Origin of the sequence: Bradyrhizobium sp. BWA-3-5, from assembly GCF_032917985.1 — a bacterium.
Taxonomy (GTDB): domain Bacteria; phylum Pseudomonadota; class Alphaproteobacteria; order Rhizobiales; family Xanthobacteraceae; genus Bradyrhizobium.
Genome location: NZ_CP136626.1, coordinates 5,310,757 through 5,332,550, shown reverse-complemented (window position 1 = coordinate 5,332,550; position 21,794 = coordinate 5,310,757). Strand labels below are relative to the sequence as shown.

Genomic DNA, 21,794 nt, shown 5'->3' with positions numbered 1-21,794 from the left:
GCGACGCGCGGCATTGCTGCACTCGGTGCGACGCCGGCAACACCGCGGCGGCTCGCCGCTCGCCGTGGCCGTCTCCTATCAGGTACAAGGACATGAAGACATGCAGACCGGTTCCACACTACACGACGACTGGACTGGCGTTTCCGCGCTCGGCGGATTGGGCGCGCAGGCGAGCGGCGCATCCGGCAGGCTGCTGCCGGAGATCTGGATGCAGGACGGCGCAAAGCGGGTCGAACAGGCGCTGGCGCGTCTTCTCTCCGCCGAAGACGACGGTGAGACCGAGCTGATGGCGGCGATGCGCTACGCCACCTTGAATGGCGGGAAGCGCACCCGCGCCTTGCTCAGTCTGGCTGCTGGCGCACTGGCCGACACGCCGGCGCACATGCTCGACGACGTCGGCGCCGCCATCGAGATGATGCACGCCTGTACCCTGGTCCACGACGACTTGCCCGCGATGGACGACGACGTGCTTCGCCGCGGCCTTCCGACCGTGCACGTCAAGTTCGGCGAAGCCACTGCGATCCTGGTTGGCGATGCGCTGCAGGCGCACGCCTTCCTGACCCTGGCGAGCCTGGATGCGCCGGGCGACAACCGTATCGCGCTCGTGCGCGAACTGGCGCAGGCGGTGTCCGCCGAGGGTGCCGCAGGCGGGCAGGCTATGGATCTGTCGCTGGTTCGAAAGCAGGTCGAGCTGGACAGGATCGTGGCGATGCACCGGATGAAGAGCGGAGCGCTGGTGCGCGCGTCCGTTCGCATGGGCGCGCTATGCGCCATCGCGGAGGATGCCGCGCACGCTCCGCTGTACTGTGCGCTCGATTGCTACAGCGCCTGTTTCGGCCTGGCGTTGCAGGTGGTCGACGACATTCTCGACGCGACAGCGGATACCGCGACGCTGGGCAAGACCCGCGGCAAGGACGCGGCGGCGCAGAAGCCGACCTGCGCGTCGATCATGGGGCTGCAGGCAGCGCGCCAGTTCGCGTTGGATCTGTTGCGCGACGCCGGGGAGGCCATTGCCCCACTGGGGCCGCGTGCGGAACGGTTGGCGCAACTCCTGCAGCGGGCCAACGCGTATCTGTTCAAGCACGCGCCATGCGCATGAGCGCGCCCGTCCGCATGGAGTCGCCCCTGTGGCGCTGCGATCGGCCGGCGGCAGCGGTGCATGCTGCACTGTGTCCGAGTCCGCTGCGCCGATCGCAGCGGTTGCCCATCACGGCCGCGGCGCACGTGGCGCGCAAGCCTATGCGGCGGACCGGCGCCAGCATCGGGGGCGCGTCGCCGCGCCAGAGTAGGGCGGCCGTCCGGCGCTGCCCATGCGCCGGGCCGCGACGGGCCTGCGGCGACGTGCGCAGCGTCTGCCCGATCCTGGTTCTCGTCAAACCGTCTGCGGAAGGAACATCCCGCGTGAACGCGCTGTCCGAACAGATCCTTTCCGAATTGCGCCACGTGCTGAGCGAGATGAGTGATGGCGGCAGCGTCGGTCCGTCCGTCTACGACACGGCGCGAGCTCTGCAGTTCCGCGGCAACGTCACCGGTCGGCAGAACGCATACGCCTGGCTCATCGCGCAGCAACAGGCCGATGGCGGATGGGGAAGCGCGGACTTCCCGCTGTTCCGCCATGCGCCCACGTGGGCGGCGTTGCTGGCATTGCAGCGTGCCGATCCTCTTCCCGGCGCGGCCGACGCAGTCCAGGCTGCAACCCGATTCCTCCAGCGCCAGCCCGATCCCTACGCGCATGCGGTGCCGGAAGACGCGCCGATCGGCGTGGAGCTGATTCTGCCGCAGTTTTGCGGCGAGGCCGCATCCTTGCTGGGCGGCGTGGCGCTTCCGCGCCACTCGGCGCTGTTGCCGTTGCGGCAAGCGTGCCTGGTCAAGCTGGGGGCGGTGGCGACGTTGCCGAGCGGCCATCCGTTGCTGCACTCCTGGGAAGCCTGGGGGACGTCGCCGGCCACCGCATGCCCGGATGACGACGGCAGCATCGGCATCAGTCCGGCGGCCACCGCCGCGTGGCGTGCGCATGCCGTGACACAGGGGAGCACGCCGCAGGTCGGGCGCGCCGATGCGTATCTGCAGGCGGCATCGCGGGCGACGCGCAGCGGCATCGAAGGTGTCGTTCCCAACGTCTGGCCGATCAATGTGTTCGAGCCATGCTGGTCGCTGTACACCCTGCATCTGGCTGGGTTGTTCGCGCATCCCGCGCTCGCCGAGGCGGTGCGCGTGATTGTCGCGCAGCTCGACGCCCGCCTGGGCGTGCGCGGTCTGGGCCCGGCCTTGCACTTCGCGACCGATGCGGACGACACCGCCGTTGCGTTGTGCGTCCTGTGCCTTGCAGGCCGCGACCCGGCGGTCGATGCGTTGCGGCATTTCGCGATCGGCGAGCTGTTCGTCACCTTCCCCGGCGAGCGCAATGCCTCGGTCTCGACCAACATCCATGCCCTGCATGCGTTGCGACTGTTCGGAAAGCCCGCCGCCGGCACCACCGCCTACGTCGAGGCCAATCGCAACCCGCATGGTCTATGGGACAACGACAAATGGCACGTTTCGTGGCTGTATCCCACGGCGCATGCGGTCGCTGCGCTGGCGCAAGGCAAGCCCCAGTGGCGCGACGAGTGCGCGCTGGCGGCGCTGCTGCAGGCGCAGCGCGACGACGGCGGCTGGGGCACCGGTCGCGCGTCCACATTCGAGGAAACCGCCTATGCGCTGTTCGCGTTGCACGTGATGGACGGGAGCGAAGAACCGACAGGGCGCCGGCGCATCGCGCAGGCGGTGGCGCGCGCGCTGGAATGGATGCTCGCCCGTCATGCGGCGCATGCATTGCCGAAGACGCCGCTGTGGATCGGCAAGGAACTGTATTGTCCCACCCGGGTCGTGCGCGTGGCCGAGCTCGCCGGGTTGTGGCTGGCGCTTGGTTGGGGCCGGCGCGTCCTGCCCGAGGGAGCAGGAGCGGCGCGATGATCCAGACCGAACGCGCGCTGCAGCAGGTGCTGGAGTGGGGGCGTTCCCTGACAGGGTTCGCCGACGAGCATGCCGTGGAAGCGGTCAGGGGCGGCCAGTACATCCTGCAGCGCATCCAACCGAGCCTGCGCGACACCAGCACCCGCACCGGCCGCGATCCGCACGACGAAACGCTGATCGTAGCGTTCTATCGCGAACTGGCGCTGCTATTCTGGCTCGACGATTGCAACGACCTTGGCCTGATCGCGCCGGAGCAGCTCGACGCGGTAGAGCAGGCGCTGGGGCAGGGCGTCCCGTGCACGCTCCCCGGATTCGAGGGCTGCAATGTGCTGCGCGCTTCGCTGGCCGCGCTCGCCTACGATCGTCGCGACTATGCTCAGCTTCTCGACGATACTCAGTGCTACTGCGCGGCGCTGCGCGCCGGACACGCGCACGCGGCAGGGGCGGAGCGCTTCTCCTACGCCGAGTACCTGCACAACGGCATCGATTCTATCGCCTACGCAAACGTGTTCTGTTGCCTGTCGTTGCTGTGGGGCCTGGACATGGCGACCTTGCGCGCGCGTCCGGCGTTTCGCCAGGTCCTGCGGCTCATCTCCGCGATAGGGCGCCTGCAGAACGATCTGCATGGACGCGACAAGGACAGGTCGGCCGGCGAGGCCGACAACGCGGCGATCCTGTTGCTGCAGCGCTATCCGGCTATGCCTGTGGTGGAGTTCCTCAACGATGAGCTGGCCGGCCATACGCGCATGCTGCGCCGGGTGATGGCTGAAGAACGCTTTCCCGCGCCGTGGGGACCGTTGATCGAGGCCATGGCGGCCGTCCGCGCGCAGTACTACCAGACCTCGACCAGCCGCTACCGCAGCGACGCTGTGGGGGGAGGCCAGCGAGCGCCGGCCTGAACGCGCGGGAGGCGGCGGCGTGCGCGCGCTGCCGTCGGTCCGATCCGACGCAACGCCGTCGCCCGGTGCGACGGAATGGAGCGAACCTGAGCGACACCGCCCTGAGCCGGCGCAAGGACGACCATCTGGACATCGTGCTGGATCGGCGAACGGCGCCGGCCACGGTCGCCGCCGGCTGGGAGTACAAACGTTTCGAACACTGTGCATTGCCCGAGTTGGACCTGACGCAGATCGACCTGCGCGCCCCGCTACTGGGCAAGACCATGTGCGCGCCGCTGGTGATCAGCTCGCTGACCGGCGGCATGCCACGCGCCGAGGCCATCAACCGGCATCTGAGCCAGGCAGCGCAAGCCCTGGGGATCGCCATGTGCGTCGGTTCGCAGCGCGTGAGCCTGCAATCCCGCAACTCTTAGGGGCTGACGCGCGCGCTGCGCCGTCTGGCGCCAGACATTCCCTTGCTAGCCAATATCGGCGTCGCGAAACGCGCGAGGCGGACGGCCCGGAGGCGACGGTGTCCACCGAGGCGGTTGTCGCCTATTTCGAGATCGTCATCCGCCCGTTGGCCGTCGCCTGCTTCTGCCACCGGCTCGGCTGATCTGACGGCGTTGCGTCAGGCGCTTGTTGGCCTCGGCGCATCTGCCCGGTCCACGCAAAGTCCGTCGATGCGCAGGAGATCCGGGCCCTCCTGATCGCACGATTGGTTCTATTTCGGACCCGATTGCGCCTCAACCGGGAAGTCCCGTTAGTCGAGGACACTAAGCCAAGAAGCGGTAGAAAATGCGATGACGATTTATGATGTGCCGCGGGGCGTTACTCCAGGCCAGACTGAGCTCTTGTTCGGCAAATAGCTGATCAGCCCGCCGCTCGAGCTGCTCTTCGAGGGGGGAGTAGATCAGAATCCTCTGGCCCGATCCCTGGTGGATCTGCTGCTGTGGCTTGCCACGCACAAGACCCTTTCTGAAAACTGCTTCACGTTTTTACAGATCATGCGAACAAGGAAACAGCCCGGATCAGGCGGCGCGAGTACCAGCTTCCATGATAGGTGCTTGGGACATTTCGCAAGATGAGGATAGGGCTAGCCGAGCCGAGACGCCGCGCTCTGCCAAGCCGATGCGGGCGTTCTCCACCTCGTCGCCGGCTTTGCTCCGGTCGGCTCGCTTCGAAGTTCCAATTTCATCAGGCCGTTAACCATCCGTGCGCAGAGAGATTTGATAGCATTCGCGCTCTGCATTTTACTCACTTGCTCGCGATCACCGGGCTTCCGGGACCAGGACTGTGGAACGACCGCCTTCGCAAACAATCGCTGATCCTGTCCATTTTCAGACAGCGGTACAAATGCTGTCGCGTTCAAAACACCGGCCGTCGTCGGCCGCATGCTAAATGTTGAAGTATGATCAGACTCTTACTGCGCTCGGACGTTGCTGGCACGGCCGTTGCTGTTGAGAGGCAGCAACACCGAGTGAGGCGGTGTGCATTCAGACATGTAAGAAGAGCGATGTTCTCCTTTAAACCGGTGGGTCCATTTCCGACAGAACAAGCGCGAGGGAACAGCGGCGCTATCGTCAGTAGTCGATTGACCGAGAGAGATATGGGACCGACTATCTGGCTGCCCCATCTTCTGCAGCACGCTGAAGCATTTCGCCTAGGCCGGCTTGCTGCGCGGAATCGGTCCCGACAGGCTGGTGATGTTGTGTGGCACGAAGAGATGGAGGGTTAGATGACCACCCCGATAGGCGTATCTGTACGGCGCCAAACAACGGACGTAGATGCAATGCTAGCCGAACTCCGATTATGCGAACGCGCGCACGATGTGGAAGTAAATGGCCTGCCCCTACACATCCTGCCTGGCGTTTTGTCACCGCGCCTAAGTCACGGCCCCGACGCATTGATGTCGAGGTGGCACATCGAACCTGGCGCGACAGTGCTCGATCTGGGATGCGGATCAGGTGTATTAGGGCTTGCAGCACTCCGTGCCGGCGCAGCATCTCTGGTGGCTCTCGATATAAATCCGCAAGCCGTTCTCACGACGAAGATAAACATCGAGCGATTAGGTTACTCGGACAGAGCCGAAGTGCGCTATAGCGATACCTATTCTGGTCTGCAATCGGGTGAAAAATTTGACATCATTCTCTTTGCCGCACCCTATTGGAATCGTAAAGCAAAAGACGACCTGGAGCGCTCTTGCTTCGATGAAGATCATAACGTTATGGCCTCAGCTCTCCAAGGTGCACACCTCCGCCTAAATGATAAGGGTGTAATGTATGTGCTCTTCTCTGATCAGGGAGATGTTGGGCGCGTCCTGAACTTGATTGATAATAGTAAGCTGCGCGTCAGAGATATGCATATTTTCCGACCCTCGATTCCAGGGGGGCACGTCCGGATTATTTGGGAGCTAACGGCACGATGACCTAACGCCGTCGTGCTGGCGGGCAAGCGAGGCTCGCACACGAATTCGATATTTCCGGCCGCGGCACGAACGCCCTCGGGATAGAATTCAAGAGGACTCAATACATCAAAACTCCTGCTCTTGGGCGAAGAGTTCTCGTCGAATTGAGTGCGGCTACCGCGCTTCTGCTAACATCTTGGATAGGATTTTGCCTGCTGAGGATCTGAGGAGCGAGCCAACTCACTCTCACATGATTCTTCTTCCGACGTTAGCCGTGCGCCATGGTATTCGATCATCACCTTAGAGAGTTCTTGTTATTCGCAAGAAGTTTGAAAGAAGCACGTGCCCTTGTTGGGTAAGTATCGATTCGGGGTGGAACTGCACGCCGTAAGTTGGTTGATACCGATGTGCGAGGGCCATGATCTCGCCTTCCTCGGAACGCGCTGTCGCCGTGAGATGCGGGGCACATATCTCATCGAGCTGAACAACAAGAGAATGGTAGCGTCCGACGCAAAGTGGGGATGAGAGTCCCGAGAATAGCCCCCGGCCGTCATGAGTTATATGCGAAGAGCGCCCGTGCATGGGGCGACGTGCACGCACTACTCGCCCGCCGAACACGCTCCCAATACACTGGTGTCCGAGGCAGATGCCGAGAATTGGCACGCGACCTGAAAGTTCGCGAACCACGGCCGTGGATATTCCGGCCTCCTTTGGAGTGCAGGGACCAGGCGAGATGACCACAGCGCGCGGCTTGAGATGAACGAGATCGCTGACGGTCAGCGCGTCGTTCCGGATCACGTCAGTTGCTTCGCCAAGTTTGCAGAAATACCGGGCAATGTTGAAGACAAAAGAGTCGTAGTTGTCGATGATGACAATCAAGATGCACCAGATGTTTCAGCGCGAAATGCGTCAAAGATTCGGTGCGCTTTGGCGAGCGTCTCCTCGTACTCGACCTCTGGATCCGACATTGCCGTTATCCCGCCACCTGCATGAAACGCGGCGAGACCACCGTCGATCATTACAGTGCGGATCGCAATATTCGTGTCCATGTGTCCGTTGAAGCCGATGAAGCCGATAGCTCCGCAATAAACATCTCGCGCCACACGCTCGATTTCGGCAATAATTTCCATCGATCGCACCTTTGGCGCCCCGGTAATGGAGCCGCCGGGAAAGCAAGCTCGCAGCAAGGTGACGGCATCTTGGTCTCTTGCAAGCTCCCCCGTTACGGTCGATACGAGGTGGTGCACTGAGGCATAGGATTCGAGGTCGCACAGCGCTGGAACCTCGACCGAATGCGGAGTGCAGACGCGCGACAGATCGTTACGCAGGAGGTCGACGATCATAATGTTCTCGGCACGGTCCTTTTCGGACGCGACTAGGAGTTCAGCGCGACGCTGGTCTTCTTCGGAATCAGCGGAACGCGCTGTCGTGCCCTTAATGGGGCGCGTTTCGACGTGTCGTCCGTCGAGCTTTAGAAATCGCTCCGGCGAGCTCGATGCAATGGTCAGCTTGCTGTAGCGCAGGAGGGCTGCAAAGGGCGCCGGATTCAATGAGCGCAGCTGGCAGTAAAAGGCAAGCGGATCAAATGAGGGTGACACCCGGGCGCTGAAGCGCTGCGCAATATTGGTTTGGAAGACGTCTCCAGCAAGAATCAAATCGATGACTCGCTGTACCGCCGCCATGTAGCCCTCGCGGCTGAAGTTGGAATGCCATGCTCCGGGTATGCCAAGGGAGTCATTCCGCGGCAGTTTTGGGCTCGCAAGCAGTGCTGCAAACTCATCGGCTCGACGGCGTGCGCGCTCACTCCGACGTGCGGGATCCTGCTCCGGCCAGCCGGTAGAGACGATCCAGCATCTATCGTCACGGTGGTCGTAGCTGATTACCACGTCATAGAAATGCAAGACGGATTGGGGCAAACGCAGGCCGGGAATTGCGGGTGCCGGCAATTGCTCCAGCGTCCTGTTCAGATCGTAAGCCAGGAATCCGGCTGTGCCTCCTTGAAACGGCGGGAGATCGAGGCGATGCTCTTGCCGATACTTGGCGAGCAGGATGCGAAGAACTTGCCACGGATCGCCATGAAGAGTCTCTCCGTTGCAACTAGCCCCTCCGTCCCTGATTATATAAGTGCTGAACGGGTCGCAGGTCAGATATGAATAACGCCCGAGCAACTCGTGCCTGGCTGCGCTATCGAGAAATGTAAGGTTCGGTCGACGGGCGAGGCATCGCATCGCTGTGACAGGCTCTATCCACTGCAGTTCTCGGACGTGCATCGGGTTGTCAGTCACTGAGGGCTGGGCGTGCTGCGAAACGCGCTCGGATTGTGATTCTCGTCCCGACCAGAGTGGCGCTCGTATAGGATCGGCAAGCTCTTGAGGTCGATTGTCAGGATGACCCGCGGCCGGTGCGCCGACTAACTTGATTCGCTGCTAGTCAGGCAAACCGCACATCTGTTGATACGTTGTAGTCGGCCGCGAACCGTAGTTCGCGGAGTGGTCGCACCCGATTGATCGACTCCTGGTATAGATGATGCGCTTTGTAAGCTGCGAGATCCGCCTCGTTCTCGAACTCACCATAGACTACGACGTCGATGTCGTTACCGAGCTGGTCGGTCTTGCTGTTGCGAGCAACCTCGAGCCGGCGGACATGTGGGATTGTGGTGAGAACCGATAGGCCTTGGATTATTTGGTCGATATGGGCCTTATCCTTGGCCGTGAACAATACGATGTGACGAATCATGGATAGCCTGAGGAGTGATGTCGCAAGTAGGTCGCATAACTAGCGGGGTATCGAGCCAGCTGCAAGGCTAGCACGGTATCCCGTGTCGCCTGGCAAGAAAATCGCTGCTTCGACAGTTTTGAAATGGACCGCGGTCTGCAACGGAACGCGTCAGATCTCATTTCGGTAAGGACGCAGGAAGGGTAAGGCGCTCAATCGTTTGGATATGGCGCGCGAGCAGGTTACAGGCTTGATCGATATTGCGCGCTCGCAAGGCTTGCAGAATCAGGCGGTGATCCTGATTGGACCGCGGTCGCGAGCCGCTACTTCGCGCCATTGCGAACACCAATCGAGAGTTTGCAAGCTGTAGTGCGTCGAGACTGGCCAGCAGGCGCGGCATCGCGCACGGCGCCAGCAGCGCTTGGTGAAAGGCACGATTGGCCATCTCAAAGTCCTGAATCGTCTGAGCATCGTCTCCTTCAATCAGCGCGAGCTCGATCCGTGCCAAATGGCTTGAGGTGAGCTTTGGAGCCGCATTGCGCAACGCGACCACTTCGAGCGCTGCACGCATCTCGGCGATCTCCTTCACTGAATTGGTATCAAGCGGGGCGACCCGCACACCGCGACGAGGCACAGTGACGACGAGGTGCTGAGCCTCCAGTTGTCGAAAAGCCTCGCGCACTGGGACGTGGCTTGAATTGAATTCTCGCGCGATATGATCCTGCCGGAGTGGGGCATTCGGCTGCAGCGCGCCGCTAATAATGCGCTCCCCGATTGTGTCCGCAATGCGCTGCGCAGTCGTCGTACTCTCTTCGCCGATCATCATAGATTATCTACCGTAAAAACCGGTGTGTTTGCGATTTACCTGAGTTAGCATCCACCTGAGATCAATGTTCATAGATAATTTTGTGTATTATCTATGATTGCATGGGGCAAGTCTTATGGTTGCTGCGGGGGAAGTAAAGCGGAACGGCAGCGGCGATAGCGGGCCGGCCCGCTGTGACTCGGAGCGCGCCGACGCTGAAGCACTCTATCGCTTGCCGTTTGCCGACCTGATGTTTGAGGCGCAGAGCGTTCATCGTAGCAACTTCGATCCAAATCACGTCGAAAGCGCCAGCCTCCTCAGCATCAAGACTGGCGGCTGTCCGGAAGACTGCGCCTACTGCTCGCAGAGTGCCCATTACGACACCGGCCTGAAGGGCACCCGCCTAATGGATTGCGCCGACGTGGTCGCCGCCGCAAAGCGCGCGAAGGAAGGCGGCGCGAGGCGCTTCTGCATGGCCGCGGCCTGGCGCAGTCCAAAGGACCGCGATCTCGATCAGATCTGTGACATGATCAGGGGGGTGAAAGGCCTTGGCATGGAAACCTGCGTCACGCTCGGCATGCTGACGCCGAAGCAGGCCGCACGGCTCTTTGAGGCCGGACTCGACTTCTACAATCACAATGTCGACACTTCGCCCGAGTTCTACGGCAAGATCATCACCACGCGCACCCTGCAGGACCGCATCGACACACTTGAATATGTGCGCGAGGCCGGCATCAAGGTGTGCAGCGGCGGCATTATTGGCATGGGCGAGCGCCTTGAGGATCGGCTTGGCATGCTGGTTCTGCTCGCCAATCTCCGAAAACCTCCAGAAAGTGTGCCGATCAACCTATGGAACGAGGTCAAGGGCGTGCCGGTCAAAGACACCGCGGACCATCCCGATCCGATCGCGCTGGTGCGGCTGGTCGCGACCGCCCGCATCATGATGCCGAAAAGCGTAGTCCGGTTGTCCGCGGGGCGACAGTACATGAGCGATGAACTGCAGGCGCTGTGCTTCTTGGCCGGTGCGAATTCGATCTTCATCGGCAATGTGCTGTTGACCACCAAGAACCCGGAAGTTGACCGCGACGCGAATTTGCTGGCCCGGCTCGGCATCACATCCGTGCCTTGCCTTAAGTGAAAGGGGCAGTGAGCACGCTGTACGCCAAGCTCCAGTGTAGGTGACAAATGCATATTACGTTGATGAAGGGCAAAATCCATCGCGCCTCCGTGACAGAAGCCGATCTGCACTATGAAGGCTCGATATCGATTGATCGCACGCTGCTCGACGCGGCGGGATTTCTGGTCCACGAGCGCGTCGAAATCTACAACATCGAAACCGGAGCGCGGTTTGCCACCTATGTGATCGAAGCTCCTAACGGATCCGGCACCATAGGCTTGAATGGTGCGGCCGCGCGACTCGCGATGATCGGAGACAGGGTCATTATCGTTGCATATGCCTCCTTTGATGAGGCGGAAGCCAAATTCTTTAGCCCCCGCGTTGTGCTGGTTGACCCAGAAAATCGCATCTTACCGGGTTGAAGGCCGAGAGGCCGGTGCTGAACCCTTTGTTCTCAGCGGCCATCAGAACTGTTGCGCGATTGATGGCTACTCTGCGAGTGAAGAATGAACTCCATCCATGCGGCCAAAGTTGCCGATTACGTCGCCGCCTTGCACAGCCTGAAAGAAGATGACCGGCTGCGCAGCCTCAAGCCGCGCGCAGGCATCGACTTCGTATCAAATGATTATCTGGCGCTCGCGAGCGCGCCCCGCATGAAAAAGGCCGTTTTGGCCGCGCTCGAGGCCGGCACACCGATCGGAGCGGGCGGCTCGCGGCTTTTGCGCGGCAATTGCGAGGAGCACGAAAGGCTCGAGGCAGAAGCTGCCAAGTTCTTTAGGGCGGAGAGGGCGCTTTTCTTTGGTGGCGGCTATGTCGCAAATTTTGCCATCCTGACAACGTTGCCGCAGCGAGGGATTTGCTGGTCCTCGATTCCCTTGTGCACGCGAGTATCCACGAAGGCGCGCGAGCTGGCAGGGCCGACTTTCGGATGAGCGCCCATAACGACCCGATGTCGGTTGAAAGCGCAATTCGCGACTGGCGGGCCAAGGGCGGAACGGGCCGCGTCTGGATCGTTGTCGAAAGTCTCTACAGCATGGATGGCGATTTCGCGCCGCTTAAAGACCTGGTCGCGATCGCGGATCGATACGACGCCTTCCTGATCGTGGATGAGGCTCATGCCACAGGTGTCTATGGCGAGCAGGGACGGGGGCTCACAGCCGCTTATGAGGCGCGCGAGAATCTTATCGTCGTTCATACCTGCGGCAAGGCGCTTGGGGCCGCCGGCGCGCTTGTCACTACCACAGACGTCCTGCGCGATTTCCTGGTTAACCGCTGCCGTCCGTTTATCTTTGCCACGGCGCCGTCACCCTTGACGGCTGTCGCAGTTCGCGAGGCACTCTTAATCCTGCAACAAGAACCCGAGCGGCAGAAAAGCCTAGACAGACTGGTCGCGTTCACGCATCGGCAGATCAGTGTACGCTTCGGACGAAGTCCTTCGGATTCGCAGATCGTTCCCTACATTGTTGGCGACAATTCTCGTGTGATGTGGCTAGCATCCGCACTACAGAGTCGCGGCTTCGATATTCGCGGAATTCGGCCGCCAACCGTGCCGGCAGGCACGGCCCGTTTGCGAATGTCGGTGACACTCAATGTAGAGGAGGATGACGTGCGTGCAATGCTCGATGCGCTCACTGAGGAGACGAGGGGCTGGTCTCGATGACTCAGCGGATCGTGGTGACCGGCACTGATACCGGGATCGGAAAAACGGTGTTTTCCGCGGGGCTCGCCGACTTTCTCGGTACGAACTATTGGAAACCGATTCAGGCCGGGCTCGACGAAGAGACCGACACTGAGTTCGTCGCACGCCTGGGCAGTCTCTCACCCGATCGCATCGTGCCGGAGCGGTACCGCCTTCGAAAGGCCGCTTCGCCGCATCATTCAGCCGAAATCGACGGCATTCGCATCGATGTCGATGCGCTAGATGTTCCGGATACCGGAGAGCGACCGCTGGTCATCGAGGGCGCCGGGGGGCTAATGGTGCCGCTGAGAGGCGGCACGCTCTACATTGATCTCTTCGAGCGATGGCGGCTTCCAGTCGTGCTTTGCGCTCGGACGGCATTGGGTACGATCAATCACTCGCTGCTGTCCATAGAGGCCCTGCGAAAGCGCCAGATCGACATTCTTGGGATTGCCTTCATTGGCGAAAGAAATTCGGAGACTGAGAGCGCAATTTGCGAGATCGGGCGGGTGCGTTTTTTGGGGCGATTGCCTTGGCTTTCTCCTCTCACAGCAGACACGCTGCAAGCCGCGTTCAAAGCCTCATTCCGTGCTGATGATTTCAAACAATGATGCCAAAGAAGAAGTCGCCAATCTGGCATCCGTTCACGCAACACGCGCTTCAAGACGAGATGACAAAGGTGGTGCGTGGTGATGGTGCTTACCTCCACACCGCGAATGGTCGCCGTATCATAGATGCAATCTCATCTTGGTGGGTCGTGACGCATGGTCATTGCCACCCTCACATCGTGAGCGCCATCCGGAGACAGGCAAAAAAGCTCAACCAGATCATCTTTGCCGGCCATACCCACGATCCGGCTGAGGAGGTTGCTTCGCTACTTTTGAAGCTCGCACCCCGTGGTCTTGATTACGTCTTTTTCTCCGACAGTGGGTCAGCCAGCGTGGAAGTGGCCTTAAAGATGGCGCTTGGCTATTGGCACAATATCGGCAAACAGCCAATACGCATTATCGTGATGCAACATTCCTACCACGGCGATACGGTTGGTGCGATGTCGGTTGGTGCCAGAGGCGTGTTCAACGCGGCGTACGGGCCTCTGCTGTTCGACGTTACCGAAATCCCTTTCCCTGCGAGAGGTCATGAACAGGCGACGCTCGATGCGCTCGAGTCTGCCTGTCGGAACGAAATGCCAGCCGCCTTTATTGTGGAGCCTCTGATATTGGGGGCGGGCGGCATGCTGATGTACACAGCCTGGGTACTCAGAGAGATGAAGCGAATTTGCGAGGCCTCGGACGTTCTATTTATTGCGGACGAGGTCATGACGGGCTGGGGCCGCACCGGAACACTATTCGCTTGCGAGCAGGCCAATGTCACGCCCGATATCGTCTGCTATTCGAAAGGCCTCACGGGAGGAGCGCTTCCGCTCGCAGTGACGCTCTGCCGCGCGGATATTTTTGATGCGCATTATTCCAAAGATCGTACGCGCACGTTCTTTCACTCGAGTTCATATACTGCAAATCCAGTGGCTTGCGCTGCCGCAAAGGCCAACCTGGATCTCTGGCAAGATCCGGAAACTCGTCAACGCGTCGCGTCGGTCGCCACGATGCAAGAGCAGGCAATTGAGACATTCCGCGCCGACGGTCGCTTCGAAAACGTCCGTCGGACAGGCACGATTACGGCACTCGATCTGAAGGTAAGGGAAACGGGATATCTCGCGGGCATCGGTCCGAACTTCAGGCATTCTCTAAGGACCGAAATCTGCTGCTGCGGCCGCTCGGCAATACGATTTACGTGATGCCGCCATATTGCGTGACACCGGCAGACCTCGATGAAATTTATGGCGGCATCAGGGATGCTGCCGATGCGCTAACTTGAAGGCGCGCTTCGCTTGCGTAACTCCCATCTGGATTGCGCCAACGCGACCCAAAGTCACTCCGCATGACGAATTAGTGCACTGGGAAAGTCCTATTGTTATGATCGAGCGACTATTGAGTACGCGCCCCTCCAGGCTCTCGCTCCGAGTCCCGGGGGCTCGTGATTCCAGATGATGGCGGTGCTGACGCCTTCCCACGCGCTGCTTCAGATATTCACGCCTACCGAAGTCGCCTTCTAAGCCATGGAGTTTGGAGCACCAGGCTCTCTATCTCTACGCCCGGTGAGTCGGTCCTAGGCGGGACCATGAAGGATACGACCTTTCGGCAAAGTTCGGCCGGTTTTCTGAGGAACCAAAGAACCTTAACTTCGCAAAGGCAGGCGAAAAGATTTCGTGACCGTCAGCGGCGTCGACCCCGGAAAAAATCCGCACATGCTGGGAGACGGACTGCACCATGACCGACCACGCGAGCGATTGATAGCTCCGGCGATACAGCTCTTAAGCGGGTGTCGGGCGCACAGCAGATGCTTTAACCAGCCTGGTACGGTGCCCCTAATACGTGGTCCTTTCAAAAACGTGATTCGTACTAGAATTTCTCGTCAAGACCTCGGGGCAATAGGGGAGTTCCTTGAAGGGGATCGGCTTGTGTCTATGCTTGATCACTACGCTTAAGTCGGATGTGACGACGCATCGATTGGAAGTGATCACGGAGACGAGGCGACGTCGTTGGTTCTCCAAGGACGACAAGGCCCGGATTGTGGAGGAGACCCTGGTCCCGGGTGCGGTTGTTTCCGAGATTGCCCGACGACACGGGCGGACACCGCAACAAGTGTTCACCTGGTGCCCGCAGGCGCGCCAGTCGTCGGCAACGAAGAGAAATGAGCTGCAATTTGTACCGGCGGTGGTGGACGCCATGGTGTCGGCAGCGACTGTTGGCCGGGAGCGCGCAGCGCTGCGACGCCAGGCCAAGCCGGATCTCGGGGTTCTCCAAATAGGTCGAGGGCATCACCATCCGAGCCGGCCGCGGCGCGGACTCTGCAATGATTGCGGCCATCGTCTATGCGCTGAAGGCAAGCCGGTGATCGGCCCGTCTGGAACAGTCCGGGTGATGGTGGCAACCAAGCCGGTCGACTTCCGCAAGGGCATCGAGGGGCTTGCTCCATTGTTGCGCGAGCACATGAAGGCTGATCCCTTCTTATGTGTCGGACGAGATTATGTGGCGGAGGCGCCCTAACGCCTGCCTGGGCCGGCCAGGCTGGATTCCTCCGCCACATAATATTTGGTGCCTCTCGCGCGGACGCGGGATCCCCCTGCGCCGCAACACCAGAGGGGCACAATGCTCGAGTTCTATTTTTCGTATCGCGGGGTGCTCAAGCGCCTTCGTAACGGGGCGCTCGGCGCCGAGATGGATCGCATCGCGGGACACTTTTTCTCGCTCGGTTACAAGCAAGCATCCGCTAAGCTTTATCTGAGCCGGATTGCGCGGTTCAGCCATTTTGCTGCGGCACATTGCGGTTCACGGCCGATCGGCGAAGCTATCGTCGATAGCTATCTATGCACATTCACCACGGACTCGCCGCGGATTGCAGCAGTGTCCGCGCTTCAACACGCGCGGCGGGTGGCGCCCGAACGATTCATTGCCTCGACGCCCATTGTAGTCGATGATCCGGACGCTCCGCTTTTGCGCTCCTTTTCTGAGTATCTGAGCAGGGTACGAGGCCTTGAGCCAAGGTCCCGCGAGGGCATTCTCTTGGGCGCACGGCGCTTTCTGGATTGGCTCCGCCATCGCCATCCTGGCCAAGACCTCGAGGCGTTGACGGCAGAGCATGTCCTCGCCGCTGTCGAGTATCGGCTGTCGCTCTCGGCAACCTCCGGCACTCGCACGGCGGCGATCTCTCACATCCGAACGTTTCTCCGCTTTCTGCATTGGGGTGGCCACCACGAGCAGGATCTGGCTCCCGTCGTTCCAAGAACGCCATATTGGCGACTGGCCCATTTACCGCCCCGGCTTTCGTGGGATGATGTTCGCCGCGCCATCGATGCGATCGACAAGGCGACGCCGATCGACCTTCGCGATCGAGCTGTCCTGTTGTTGCTCGCCACCACAGGCATTCGCAACGGCGAGCTACGCGCTCTTCAGCTCCGGGATATCGACTGGCGAGCTGGCGAGGTTTTTGTCCGGCGCACCAAGGGCAAGCGTGACCGAGTGGCCCCGCTCATCGAGGAGACCGGCGCCGCGCTCGCCGACTACATCCTGCGGGCTCGACCGAAGGTCGATAGTCAGCATCTGTTCCTGTCCTTCACGCCGCCCGTGGGACCATTCAAGTACGCGTCGTCTGTTTCGAGGATCGTGCGGAAGCGATTGCGGCATGGTGGGATCGAGCTCGGTCGCGTCGGAGGCGCGCATCTCCTGCGCCACAGTCTAGCCACGCAGCTCGTCGGGCGACGAAGACCGATTAACGAGGTCGCCGATCTTCTAGGGCACCGAAGCATCAGCACAACGGCGCTGTACGTGAAGGTCGCGGCCTCCCAGCTCGCTGAGGTCGCGCTCCCCTTTCCGGGAGGCGCCGCATGACCGCCTTCGCCGCATTCCTCGACGACAAGCTCGAGCGCTACATCGAGCTGCGCCGCTCCCTCGGCTACGCCTTCAACAAGCAAGCCGGCACGCTGCGGGCTTTCGTTCGCTACGTCGAGCGATCTCAGCTGGGTGCGCCCGCCACCCGGACGATGGCGCTGGACTTCGTCCTGTCGTTCGGTGGCGCCGCCGACAGCCGCGCGGTCCGTCACGGCGTGCTCCGCCGATTCTACGAGTACCTGGTCGTCTACGACCCCCAGACCGAGGTCTTGGAGCGCAAAGCTTGGTCCAGGGCGATTCCGCCGCCGCGCATCCTAAGTGAGGCTGAGCTGACGTCGCTTATCGACGCATGCAGCTTCATTTCGCCAGGGAACCCTCTCAGGGGCCGCACGATGGCGACGCTAATCGGATTGTTGGCCAGCACGGGAGTACGATCGGGCGAAGTGGTCGGCCTTGATCGCGGCGACGTCGATCTGACCAACGGGGTCGTTCTCGTCCGTAAAACCAAGTTCCGTAAAGACCGTCTGATTCCTGTTCACCCAACGACCCAGGCAGCCCTTCGTCGATACGCCCGTGAGCGCGACACCGTGTTTCCCAGGCCCAAAGGCGAGTCCTTCTTCCTCAGCTCGCGAGGCTGCCGTCTGTCGGCGACCGGCCTGCAAACTAACTTCGCTAAGGCCCGCAAGCTCGCGGGTCTTGACAATGGCAAGCCTCTGCGACCGCACGATCTCCGGCACCGGTTCGCGGTGACCAGGCTCAGGCTGTGGCACCAACAGCGCGCAGACGTCCAAGCGCTGCTGCCCTTACTCGCCACCTACCTCGGCCACGCCAACTATAGCGACACAGCCTACTATCTCACCGGCTCGTCGGATCTCCTCGCCGTCGCGGCTGAGCGCGCCTTCCTCCACGGAGGCGCGGCATGAACGAACACCTCCTGCTGGCGCCGCTCCTAGAGTCGTACTTCCGTGGCCGGCTGACCAAGCAGCGCAATGCCACCTCCGCGACCCTGGCCAGCTATCGCGACGCCTTGCGCATGCTGATCCTCTTTGCCGCGGCGCGTTTGCAGAAGAAGCCGGCGGCGTTGGACCTTGAAGATCTCGATCGGGACCTCGTTCTCGCCTTTCTTGATGAGCTCGAGGAGAAGCGGAACAACTCCGTCGCAACGCGCAACGCCAGACTAGCCGCGATCCGATCCTTCTTCCATCACGTCGCCGCCGCCGATCCCACCTCCTTCGGCGTCGCTCAACGGGTTCTGACGATCCCCACTAAACGAGCGCACATCGAGGTGACGCACCACCTAACCAGCGCCGAAGTCGACGCCATCGTTGCCGCCCCTGATCAGACGACGCCCCGCGGCCGGCGCGACCGGGTCTTTCTACTCTTCTTGGCGAGAACCGGTGCCCGCGTGTCCGAAGCGACCGGCGTCAACGCGAGCGACCTTCAGTTGGATCGAGGACGCCCGCAGGTGCTGCTTCGCGGCAAGGGGCGTCGCGACCGCGTCGTTCCTATTCCTCAGGATCTGCTGCGATCGCTGACGGCCTTATTGAGCGAGCGCGGCGTGGCCCATCGTGAGCCGCGGCCGATCTTTGTCGGGGCGCACAACGAGCGCCTGACGCGCTTTGGCGCGATCCACATCGTCCGGCGTGCAGTCTCTCAGGCCGTGTCCATCACGCCAAGCTTGGAGGGCAAGCCCATATCGCCGCACATCTTCCGGCATTCCCTCGCCATGAAGCTTCTCCGGTCAGGCGTGGACCTCCTCACGATCCAGGCCTGGCTTGGCCATGCTCAGGTCGCCACAACCCACCGCTACGCCGCCGCGGATGTCGAGATGATGCGCCGGGGACTCGAGAAGGCGGGCGTCTCAGGCGACCGCAGCGCACGATTCCGGCCGAACGACGCCGTCCTGCAGCTGCTTGCCAGCATCTGATTATTATGTGGCGGAGGAACCTCGGCGTGGCCGGCCCAGGCAGGCGTTAGGGCGCCTCCGCCACATAATCTCGTCCGACACATAAATGGGGTTGGACGAAGCCGCTCCGCGGCAGAACGCTCGGCAAGAGTGGCCCATCGTCGGATGAAGGAATGCGGCTGAAGCAACTGTAGCTGCTTTGACTTGCCGTGGTGAGACGTAATTTGCAGCGTTCATAGGCTTGGCTTCGAGCAAGATGGCGTTGCTGCCCTCGGGCAGATTTCGTTTTTTTGCCAAGGAGCCTTCAATGACCCCGCTTCGGTTACGCATGATAAACGACATGCAGATCCGCAATCTCTCACCGCATACGCAGGATTCCTATCTGCTGCAGGTTTCGCAGTTCGCCCGCCATTTTGCGAAGTCGCCGGCTTTGCTTGGGCCGGAAGATGTCCGCGCCTACCAAGTCTATCTGACGAACGAGAAGAAGTTGGCGCCGAAGTCGATCCACGTGACCGTCTCAGCGCTCCGTTTCTTGTACCGTGTCACGCTCGGCTTCGAATGGGATTTCGACCTCATCATTCCGTGTCCAAAGGCGCCCAAGACGCTCGCCGTCATCCTCAGCCCCGAAGAGGTGCTGCACTTCCTCGGCTGCGTGGAGAGCTTCAAGCATCAGGTGATCCTGACAACATGCTACGCCGCCGGTCTGCGCATTTCCGAAGCGGTACGCCTAAAGCCGGAAGCCATCGACCGACAGCGGATGGTGCTGCGCGTCGACCAAGGCAAGGGGAAGAAGGACCGTTACGTCATGCTCTCGGCACGGTTGCTGGAGACACTGACCGGCTATTGGCGCGCCGTCCGGCCGAAGACGTGGATGTTTCCCGGCGGTATCCCCAACGAGCCGATATCGACCAACGCGGTGCAGGACGCCTGCAGCAAGGAGCATCGGCTATCGGACCTTGCCAAGCCCGTGACGCCGCATTCGCTACGGCATGCCTTCGCCGTTCATCTACTCGAGGCCGGCACCGATCTTCGCACCATCCAGCTCTTGCTTGGCCATCGCAGCCTGTCCACAACCGCGCAATATCTCCGGATAGCCACGAACAAAGTCTGTGCGGCGACCAGCCCGCTGGAGCTGCTGCCGCGCCCAATCCCTAAGGCACCACCATCGCCGCCGCCTGAACATTTCTGACGGCGGCCCCATGGGACGCTCAGGTCCGGAAGTGGCGGATATCTTCCGCCGCTATGGTGCTGCCTGGCGCGAGCAGTACTGGAGGTCTCTATCGACTGAACGACGTGCAGCAATGACGGCGATCGAGCGCTGCCGAACGGCCGCGCTCGGTGGCCATGTCGAGCAGTGCGATCACTGCGGAGAGCGGCGGATCTCGTACAATAGCTGCCGCTCGCGCAACTGCCCCAAGTGCCAATCGCTCGCGCGGGCAGAATGGATCGAAGCCCGACAAGCGGAGCTTCTCGATACGCAGTATTTTCACGTTGTTTTTACCATACCCGACCAAATCGCAGCGATTGCCTTCCAGAATGCTGGCACCGTGTACGACATTCTGTTCCGCACAGCTGCAGAGACTTTGCGGACTATCGCTGCCGACCCCAAGCACCTCGGTGCCGAGATCGGATTCTTTTCTGTCCTCCATACTTGGGGCCAAAACCTTCTTCACCATCCCCACCTCCATTGCGTCGTTCCTGGAGGAGGACCATCCCCGGATGGCAGCCGCTGGATCGCGTGCCGGCCCGGCTTCTTTCTTCCCGTGGCCGTGCTTTCCCGTCTGTTCCGGCGGTTATTTCTCAGCGCCTTGCAAAAGTCGTTCGACACCGGCGAGCTACAATTCTTCTCGTCGCTGGAACCGTTGCGTGATCCGGCTGCGTTTCAGCGTTATCTGAACGAGGTCCGCAGAATCAATTGGGTTATCTACGCCAAGCCGCCATTTGGCAGCGCCGAACAGGTTGTGCACTATGTCGGCCGCTATACGCATCGGGTAGCGATCAGCAACAGCCGCATCATCGATATCGAAGACGGCAAAGTCGCTTTCGATGGAAGGATTACCGCCACGGAAGCCAGCAGAAAGTAATGTCGCTGGACGCCGGGGAGTTCATTCGGCGTTTCCTCATCCATGTCCTGCCCGAAGGCTTCAAACGTATTCGCTACTATGGTTTTCTGGGTAACCGCTACCGCAAGCAAAAGCTCGCTCGCTGCCGTGAACTGCTCGGAATGATACCCGCCGATGCTCATTCGGAGCCGGAAGAGCCATCCGATCCCCCGAGAAGGCTGAGCACTGCAATGCCGCTTCCTTGCGTCAATGTCCATCCTGTCATCAAGGCCACATGGTGTGCGTCGAGGTCTTGCAGCCAGGTTCGTTCAGTGCCGCTCGCTCACCGGACACTTCTTGATGCGAGACCTCGATCAACCAAGAACCGCCACCTTCCATTTCGCAATTCTTCCGGCCGCCGTAGCAGCCGATAGATACCCTGTTGTCGTTCTTCCGAGGCCAAACCTCCGGCGCTTCGCATTTTTCGGCTACTTCGCTTCCCAGATGTCGCTTCCACTCAGTACTTTCGTGCTAATGTCCGCTTTGGACTTGTCTCCAGTCCAGATCACGACGTTTCACAGATAACGGCGCAGTGATTCAACACCCATAGCTGCAGCGGCGTGCCCGCGGCTTCGTCCAACACGTTCTTAGATTACCGGCGCCCCTCGCGAGTGCTCGTGTTGGGTACCGAACCACGCGCCGCCAATCTAAAAACGCTCTTCGAGGACGGCGTCTCCCCTGGCCGAAGATTGAGGATGGTGTGATGCGTTTGTCTGCGGCAAAATTGTCAGCGCTGCTCGAAGGGCTTGATTGGCGGTGCGTGTCCACGAGGTAGGGGGAGATGGTCGT

Annotated in this window: 16 protein-coding genes and 4 pseudogenes; 16 read left to right on the top strand and 4 right to left on the bottom strand. The window is 60.9% G+C overall.

The genetic code is table 11. The annotated features are described in order from the left end of the window. The first annotated feature begins 100 nt into the window (after positions 1-100). The 5 genes and pseudogenes from RX331_RS25625 (at position 101) to RX331_RS25605 (ending at position 6,258) form a co-directional block, all read left to right on the top strand. Positions 101-1,099: a polyprenyl synthetase family protein gene (locus tag RX331_RS25625; RefSeq protein ID WP_317252582.1), complete on the top strand. Its 999-nt coding sequence runs from the start codon at positions 101-103 to the stop codon at positions 1,097-1,099. Positions 1,100-1,401: 302 nt separating this feature from the next. Beyond that, a complete protein-coding gene (locus tag RX331_RS25620; RefSeq protein WP_317252581.1) occupies positions 1,402-2,952 on the top strand; it encodes a hypothetical protein in 1,551 nt (516 codons plus the stop codon). Then, a complete protein-coding gene (locus tag RX331_RS25615) occupies positions 2,949-3,851 on the top strand; it encodes a terpene synthase family protein (RefSeq protein WP_317252580.1) in 903 nt (300 codons plus the stop codon). Before RX331_RS25620 ends, RX331_RS25615 begins: the two co-directional genes overlap by 4 nt. Before the next feature lie 19 nt (positions 3,852-3,870). Continuing rightward, positions 3,871-4,350: pseudogene (locus RX331_RS25610) on the top strand (type 2 isopentenyl-diphosphate Delta-isomerase); the annotation flags it as partial. 1,218 nt (positions 4,351-5,568) lie between these two features. Continuing rightward, positions 5,569-6,258, top strand: coding sequence for a 50S ribosomal protein L11 methyltransferase (locus tag RX331_RS25605; protein ID WP_317252579.1), 690 nt, complete (start codon positions 5,569-5,571; stop codon positions 6,256-6,258). Between the two features lie 279 nt (positions 6,259-6,537). Here the strand turns inward: RX331_RS25605 and RX331_RS25600 are convergent, their stop codons facing one another. The 4 genes from RX331_RS25600 to RX331_RS25585 form a co-directional block, all read right to left on the bottom strand. After that, positions 6,538-7,116, bottom strand: coding sequence for an aminodeoxychorismate/anthranilate synthase component II (locus RX331_RS25600; protein WP_317252578.1), 579 nt, complete (start codon positions 7,114-7,116; stop codon positions 6,538-6,540). After that, complete coding sequence (pabB, locus tag RX331_RS25595; protein ID WP_317258246.1) at positions 7,113-8,507, bottom strand: aminodeoxychorismate synthase component I; 1,395 nt, start codon at positions 8,505-8,507, stop codon at positions 7,113-7,115. Before pabB ends, RX331_RS25600 begins: the two co-directional genes overlap by 4 nt. Positions 8,508-8,667: 160 nt before the next feature. Continuing rightward, positions 8,668-8,973, bottom strand: coding sequence for a Dabb family protein (locus tag RX331_RS25590; protein WP_317252577.1), 306 nt, complete (start codon positions 8,971-8,973; stop codon positions 8,668-8,670). Positions 8,974-9,130: 157 nt separating this feature from the next. After that, the gene (locus RX331_RS25585) at positions 9,131-9,778 is read right to left on the bottom strand and encodes a GntR family transcriptional regulator (protein ID WP_317252576.1); all 648 of its coding nucleotides are present in this window, start codon (positions 9,776-9,778) and stop codon (positions 9,131-9,133) included. A 115-nt stretch (positions 9,779-9,893) separates the two neighbouring features. Here RX331_RS25585 and bioB point away from each other — a divergent pair, with 115 nt between their 5' ends. The 11 genes and pseudogenes from bioB to RX331_RS25530 all read left to right on the top strand — a co-directional run bounded on the left by bioB (position 9,894) and on the right by RX331_RS25530 (position 21,306). Further along, on the top strand, positions 9,894-10,895 hold the full coding sequence (gene bioB / locus RX331_RS25580) for a biotin synthase BioB (RefSeq protein ID WP_317252575.1): 1,002 nt from the start codon (positions 9,894-9,896) through the stop codon (positions 10,893-10,895). Positions 10,896-10,942: 47 nt separating this feature from the next. Further along, positions 10,943-11,296, top strand: coding sequence for an aspartate 1-decarboxylase (gene panD / locus RX331_RS25575; RefSeq protein ID WP_317252574.1), 354 nt, complete (start codon positions 10,943-10,945; stop codon positions 11,294-11,296). An 84-nt stretch (positions 11,297-11,380) separates the two neighbouring features. After that, positions 11,381-12,534 (top strand): annotated as a pseudogene (locus tag RX331_RS25570) (8-amino-7-oxononanoate synthase). Next, positions 12,531-13,163: a dethiobiotin synthase gene (gene bioD / locus RX331_RS25565; protein WP_317252573.1), complete on the top strand. Its 633-nt coding sequence runs from the start codon at positions 12,531-12,533 to the stop codon at positions 13,161-13,163. Before RX331_RS25570 ends, bioD begins: the two are co-directional and overlap by 4 nt. Beyond that, positions 13,160-14,424 (top strand): annotated as a pseudogene (locus RX331_RS25560) (adenosylmethionine--8-amino-7-oxononanoate transaminase). The gene bioD and the pseudogene RX331_RS25560 overlap by 4 nt, the downstream one beginning before the upstream one ends. 626 nt (positions 14,425-15,050) lie before the next feature. After that, positions 15,051-15,656 carry a transposase gene (locus tag RX331_RS25555; RefSeq protein ID WP_317252572.1) on the top strand — a complete coding sequence of 202 codons (606 nt, stop codon included), beginning with the start codon at positions 15,051-15,053 and terminating at the stop codon, positions 15,654-15,656. Between the two features lie 102 nt (positions 15,657-15,758). Then, entirely contained in the window at positions 15,759-16,997 is a 1,239-nt protein-coding gene (locus RX331_RS25550) for a site-specific integrase (RefSeq protein ID WP_317252571.1), read from the top strand. Next, complete coding sequence (locus RX331_RS25545; protein ID WP_317252570.1) at positions 16,994-17,920, top strand: tyrosine-type recombinase/integrase; 927 nt, start codon at positions 16,994-16,996, stop codon at positions 17,918-17,920. The genes RX331_RS25550 and RX331_RS25545 overlap by 4 nt, the downstream gene beginning before the upstream one ends. Beyond that, the gene (locus RX331_RS25540; RefSeq protein ID WP_317252569.1) at positions 17,917-18,924 is read left to right on the top strand and encodes a tyrosine-type recombinase/integrase; all 1,008 of its coding nucleotides are present in this window, start codon (positions 17,917-17,919) and stop codon (positions 18,922-18,924) included. Before RX331_RS25545 ends, RX331_RS25540 begins: the two co-directional genes overlap by 4 nt. Positions 18,925-19,210: 286 nt before the next feature. Next, the gene (locus tag RX331_RS25535; protein WP_317252568.1) at positions 19,211-20,092 is read left to right on the top strand and encodes a site-specific integrase; all 882 of its coding nucleotides are present in this window, start codon (positions 19,211-19,213) and stop codon (positions 20,090-20,092) included. 10 nt (positions 20,093-20,102) lie between these two features. Beyond that, positions 20,103-21,306, top strand: a pseudogene (locus RX331_RS25530) (IS91 family transposase). Positions 21,307-21,794: the final 488 nt, after the last annotated feature.

Excerpts from the sequence above, each read along its gene's own strand:
- RX331_RS25590 (WP_317252577.1), bottom strand. The coding sequence starts at position 8,973 with ATGATTCGTCACATCGTATTGTTCACGGCCAAGGATAAGGCCCATATC.
- RX331_RS25605 (WP_317252579.1), top strand. The coding sequence starts at position 5,569 with ATGACCACCCCGATAGGCGTATCTGTACGGCGCCAAACAACGGACGTA.
- RX331_RS25540 (WP_317252569.1), top strand. The coding sequence starts at position 17,917 with ATGAACGAACACCTCCTGCTGGCGCCGCTCCTAGAGTCGTACTTCCGT.
- RX331_RS25585 (WP_317252576.1), bottom strand. The coding sequence starts at position 9,778 with ATGATGATCGGCGAAGAGAGTACGACGACTGCGCAGCGCATTGCGGAC.
- RX331_RS25615 (WP_317252580.1), top strand. The coding sequence starts at position 2,949 with ATGATCCAGACCGAACGCGCGCTGCAGCAGGTGCTGGAGTGGGGGCGT.
- bioD (WP_317252573.1), top strand. The coding sequence starts at position 12,531 with ATGACTCAGCGGATCGTGGTGACCGGCACTGATACCGGGATCGGAAAA.
- bioB (WP_317252575.1), top strand. The coding sequence starts at position 9,894 with ATGGTTGCTGCGGGGGAAGTAAAGCGGAACGGCAGCGGCGATAGCGGG.
- RX331_RS25625 (WP_317252582.1), top strand. The coding sequence starts at position 101 with ATGCAGACCGGTTCCACACTACACGACGACTGGACTGGCGTTTCCGCG.
- panD (WP_317252574.1), top strand. The coding sequence starts at position 10,943 with ATGCATATTACGTTGATGAAGGGCAAAATCCATCGCGCCTCCGTGACA.
- pabB (WP_317258246.1), bottom strand. The coding sequence starts at position 8,507 with ATGCACGTCCGAGAACTGCAGTGGATAGAGCCTGTCACAGCGATGCGA.
- RX331_RS25550 (WP_317252571.1), top strand. The coding sequence starts at position 15,759 with ATGCTCGAGTTCTATTTTTCGTATCGCGGGGTGCTCAAGCGCCTTCGT.
- RX331_RS25535 (WP_317252568.1), top strand. The coding sequence starts at position 19,211 with ATGACCCCGCTTCGGTTACGCATGATAAACGACATGCAGATCCGCAAT.
- RX331_RS25545 (WP_317252570.1), top strand. The coding sequence starts at position 16,994 with ATGACCGCCTTCGCCGCATTCCTCGACGACAAGCTCGAGCGCTACATC.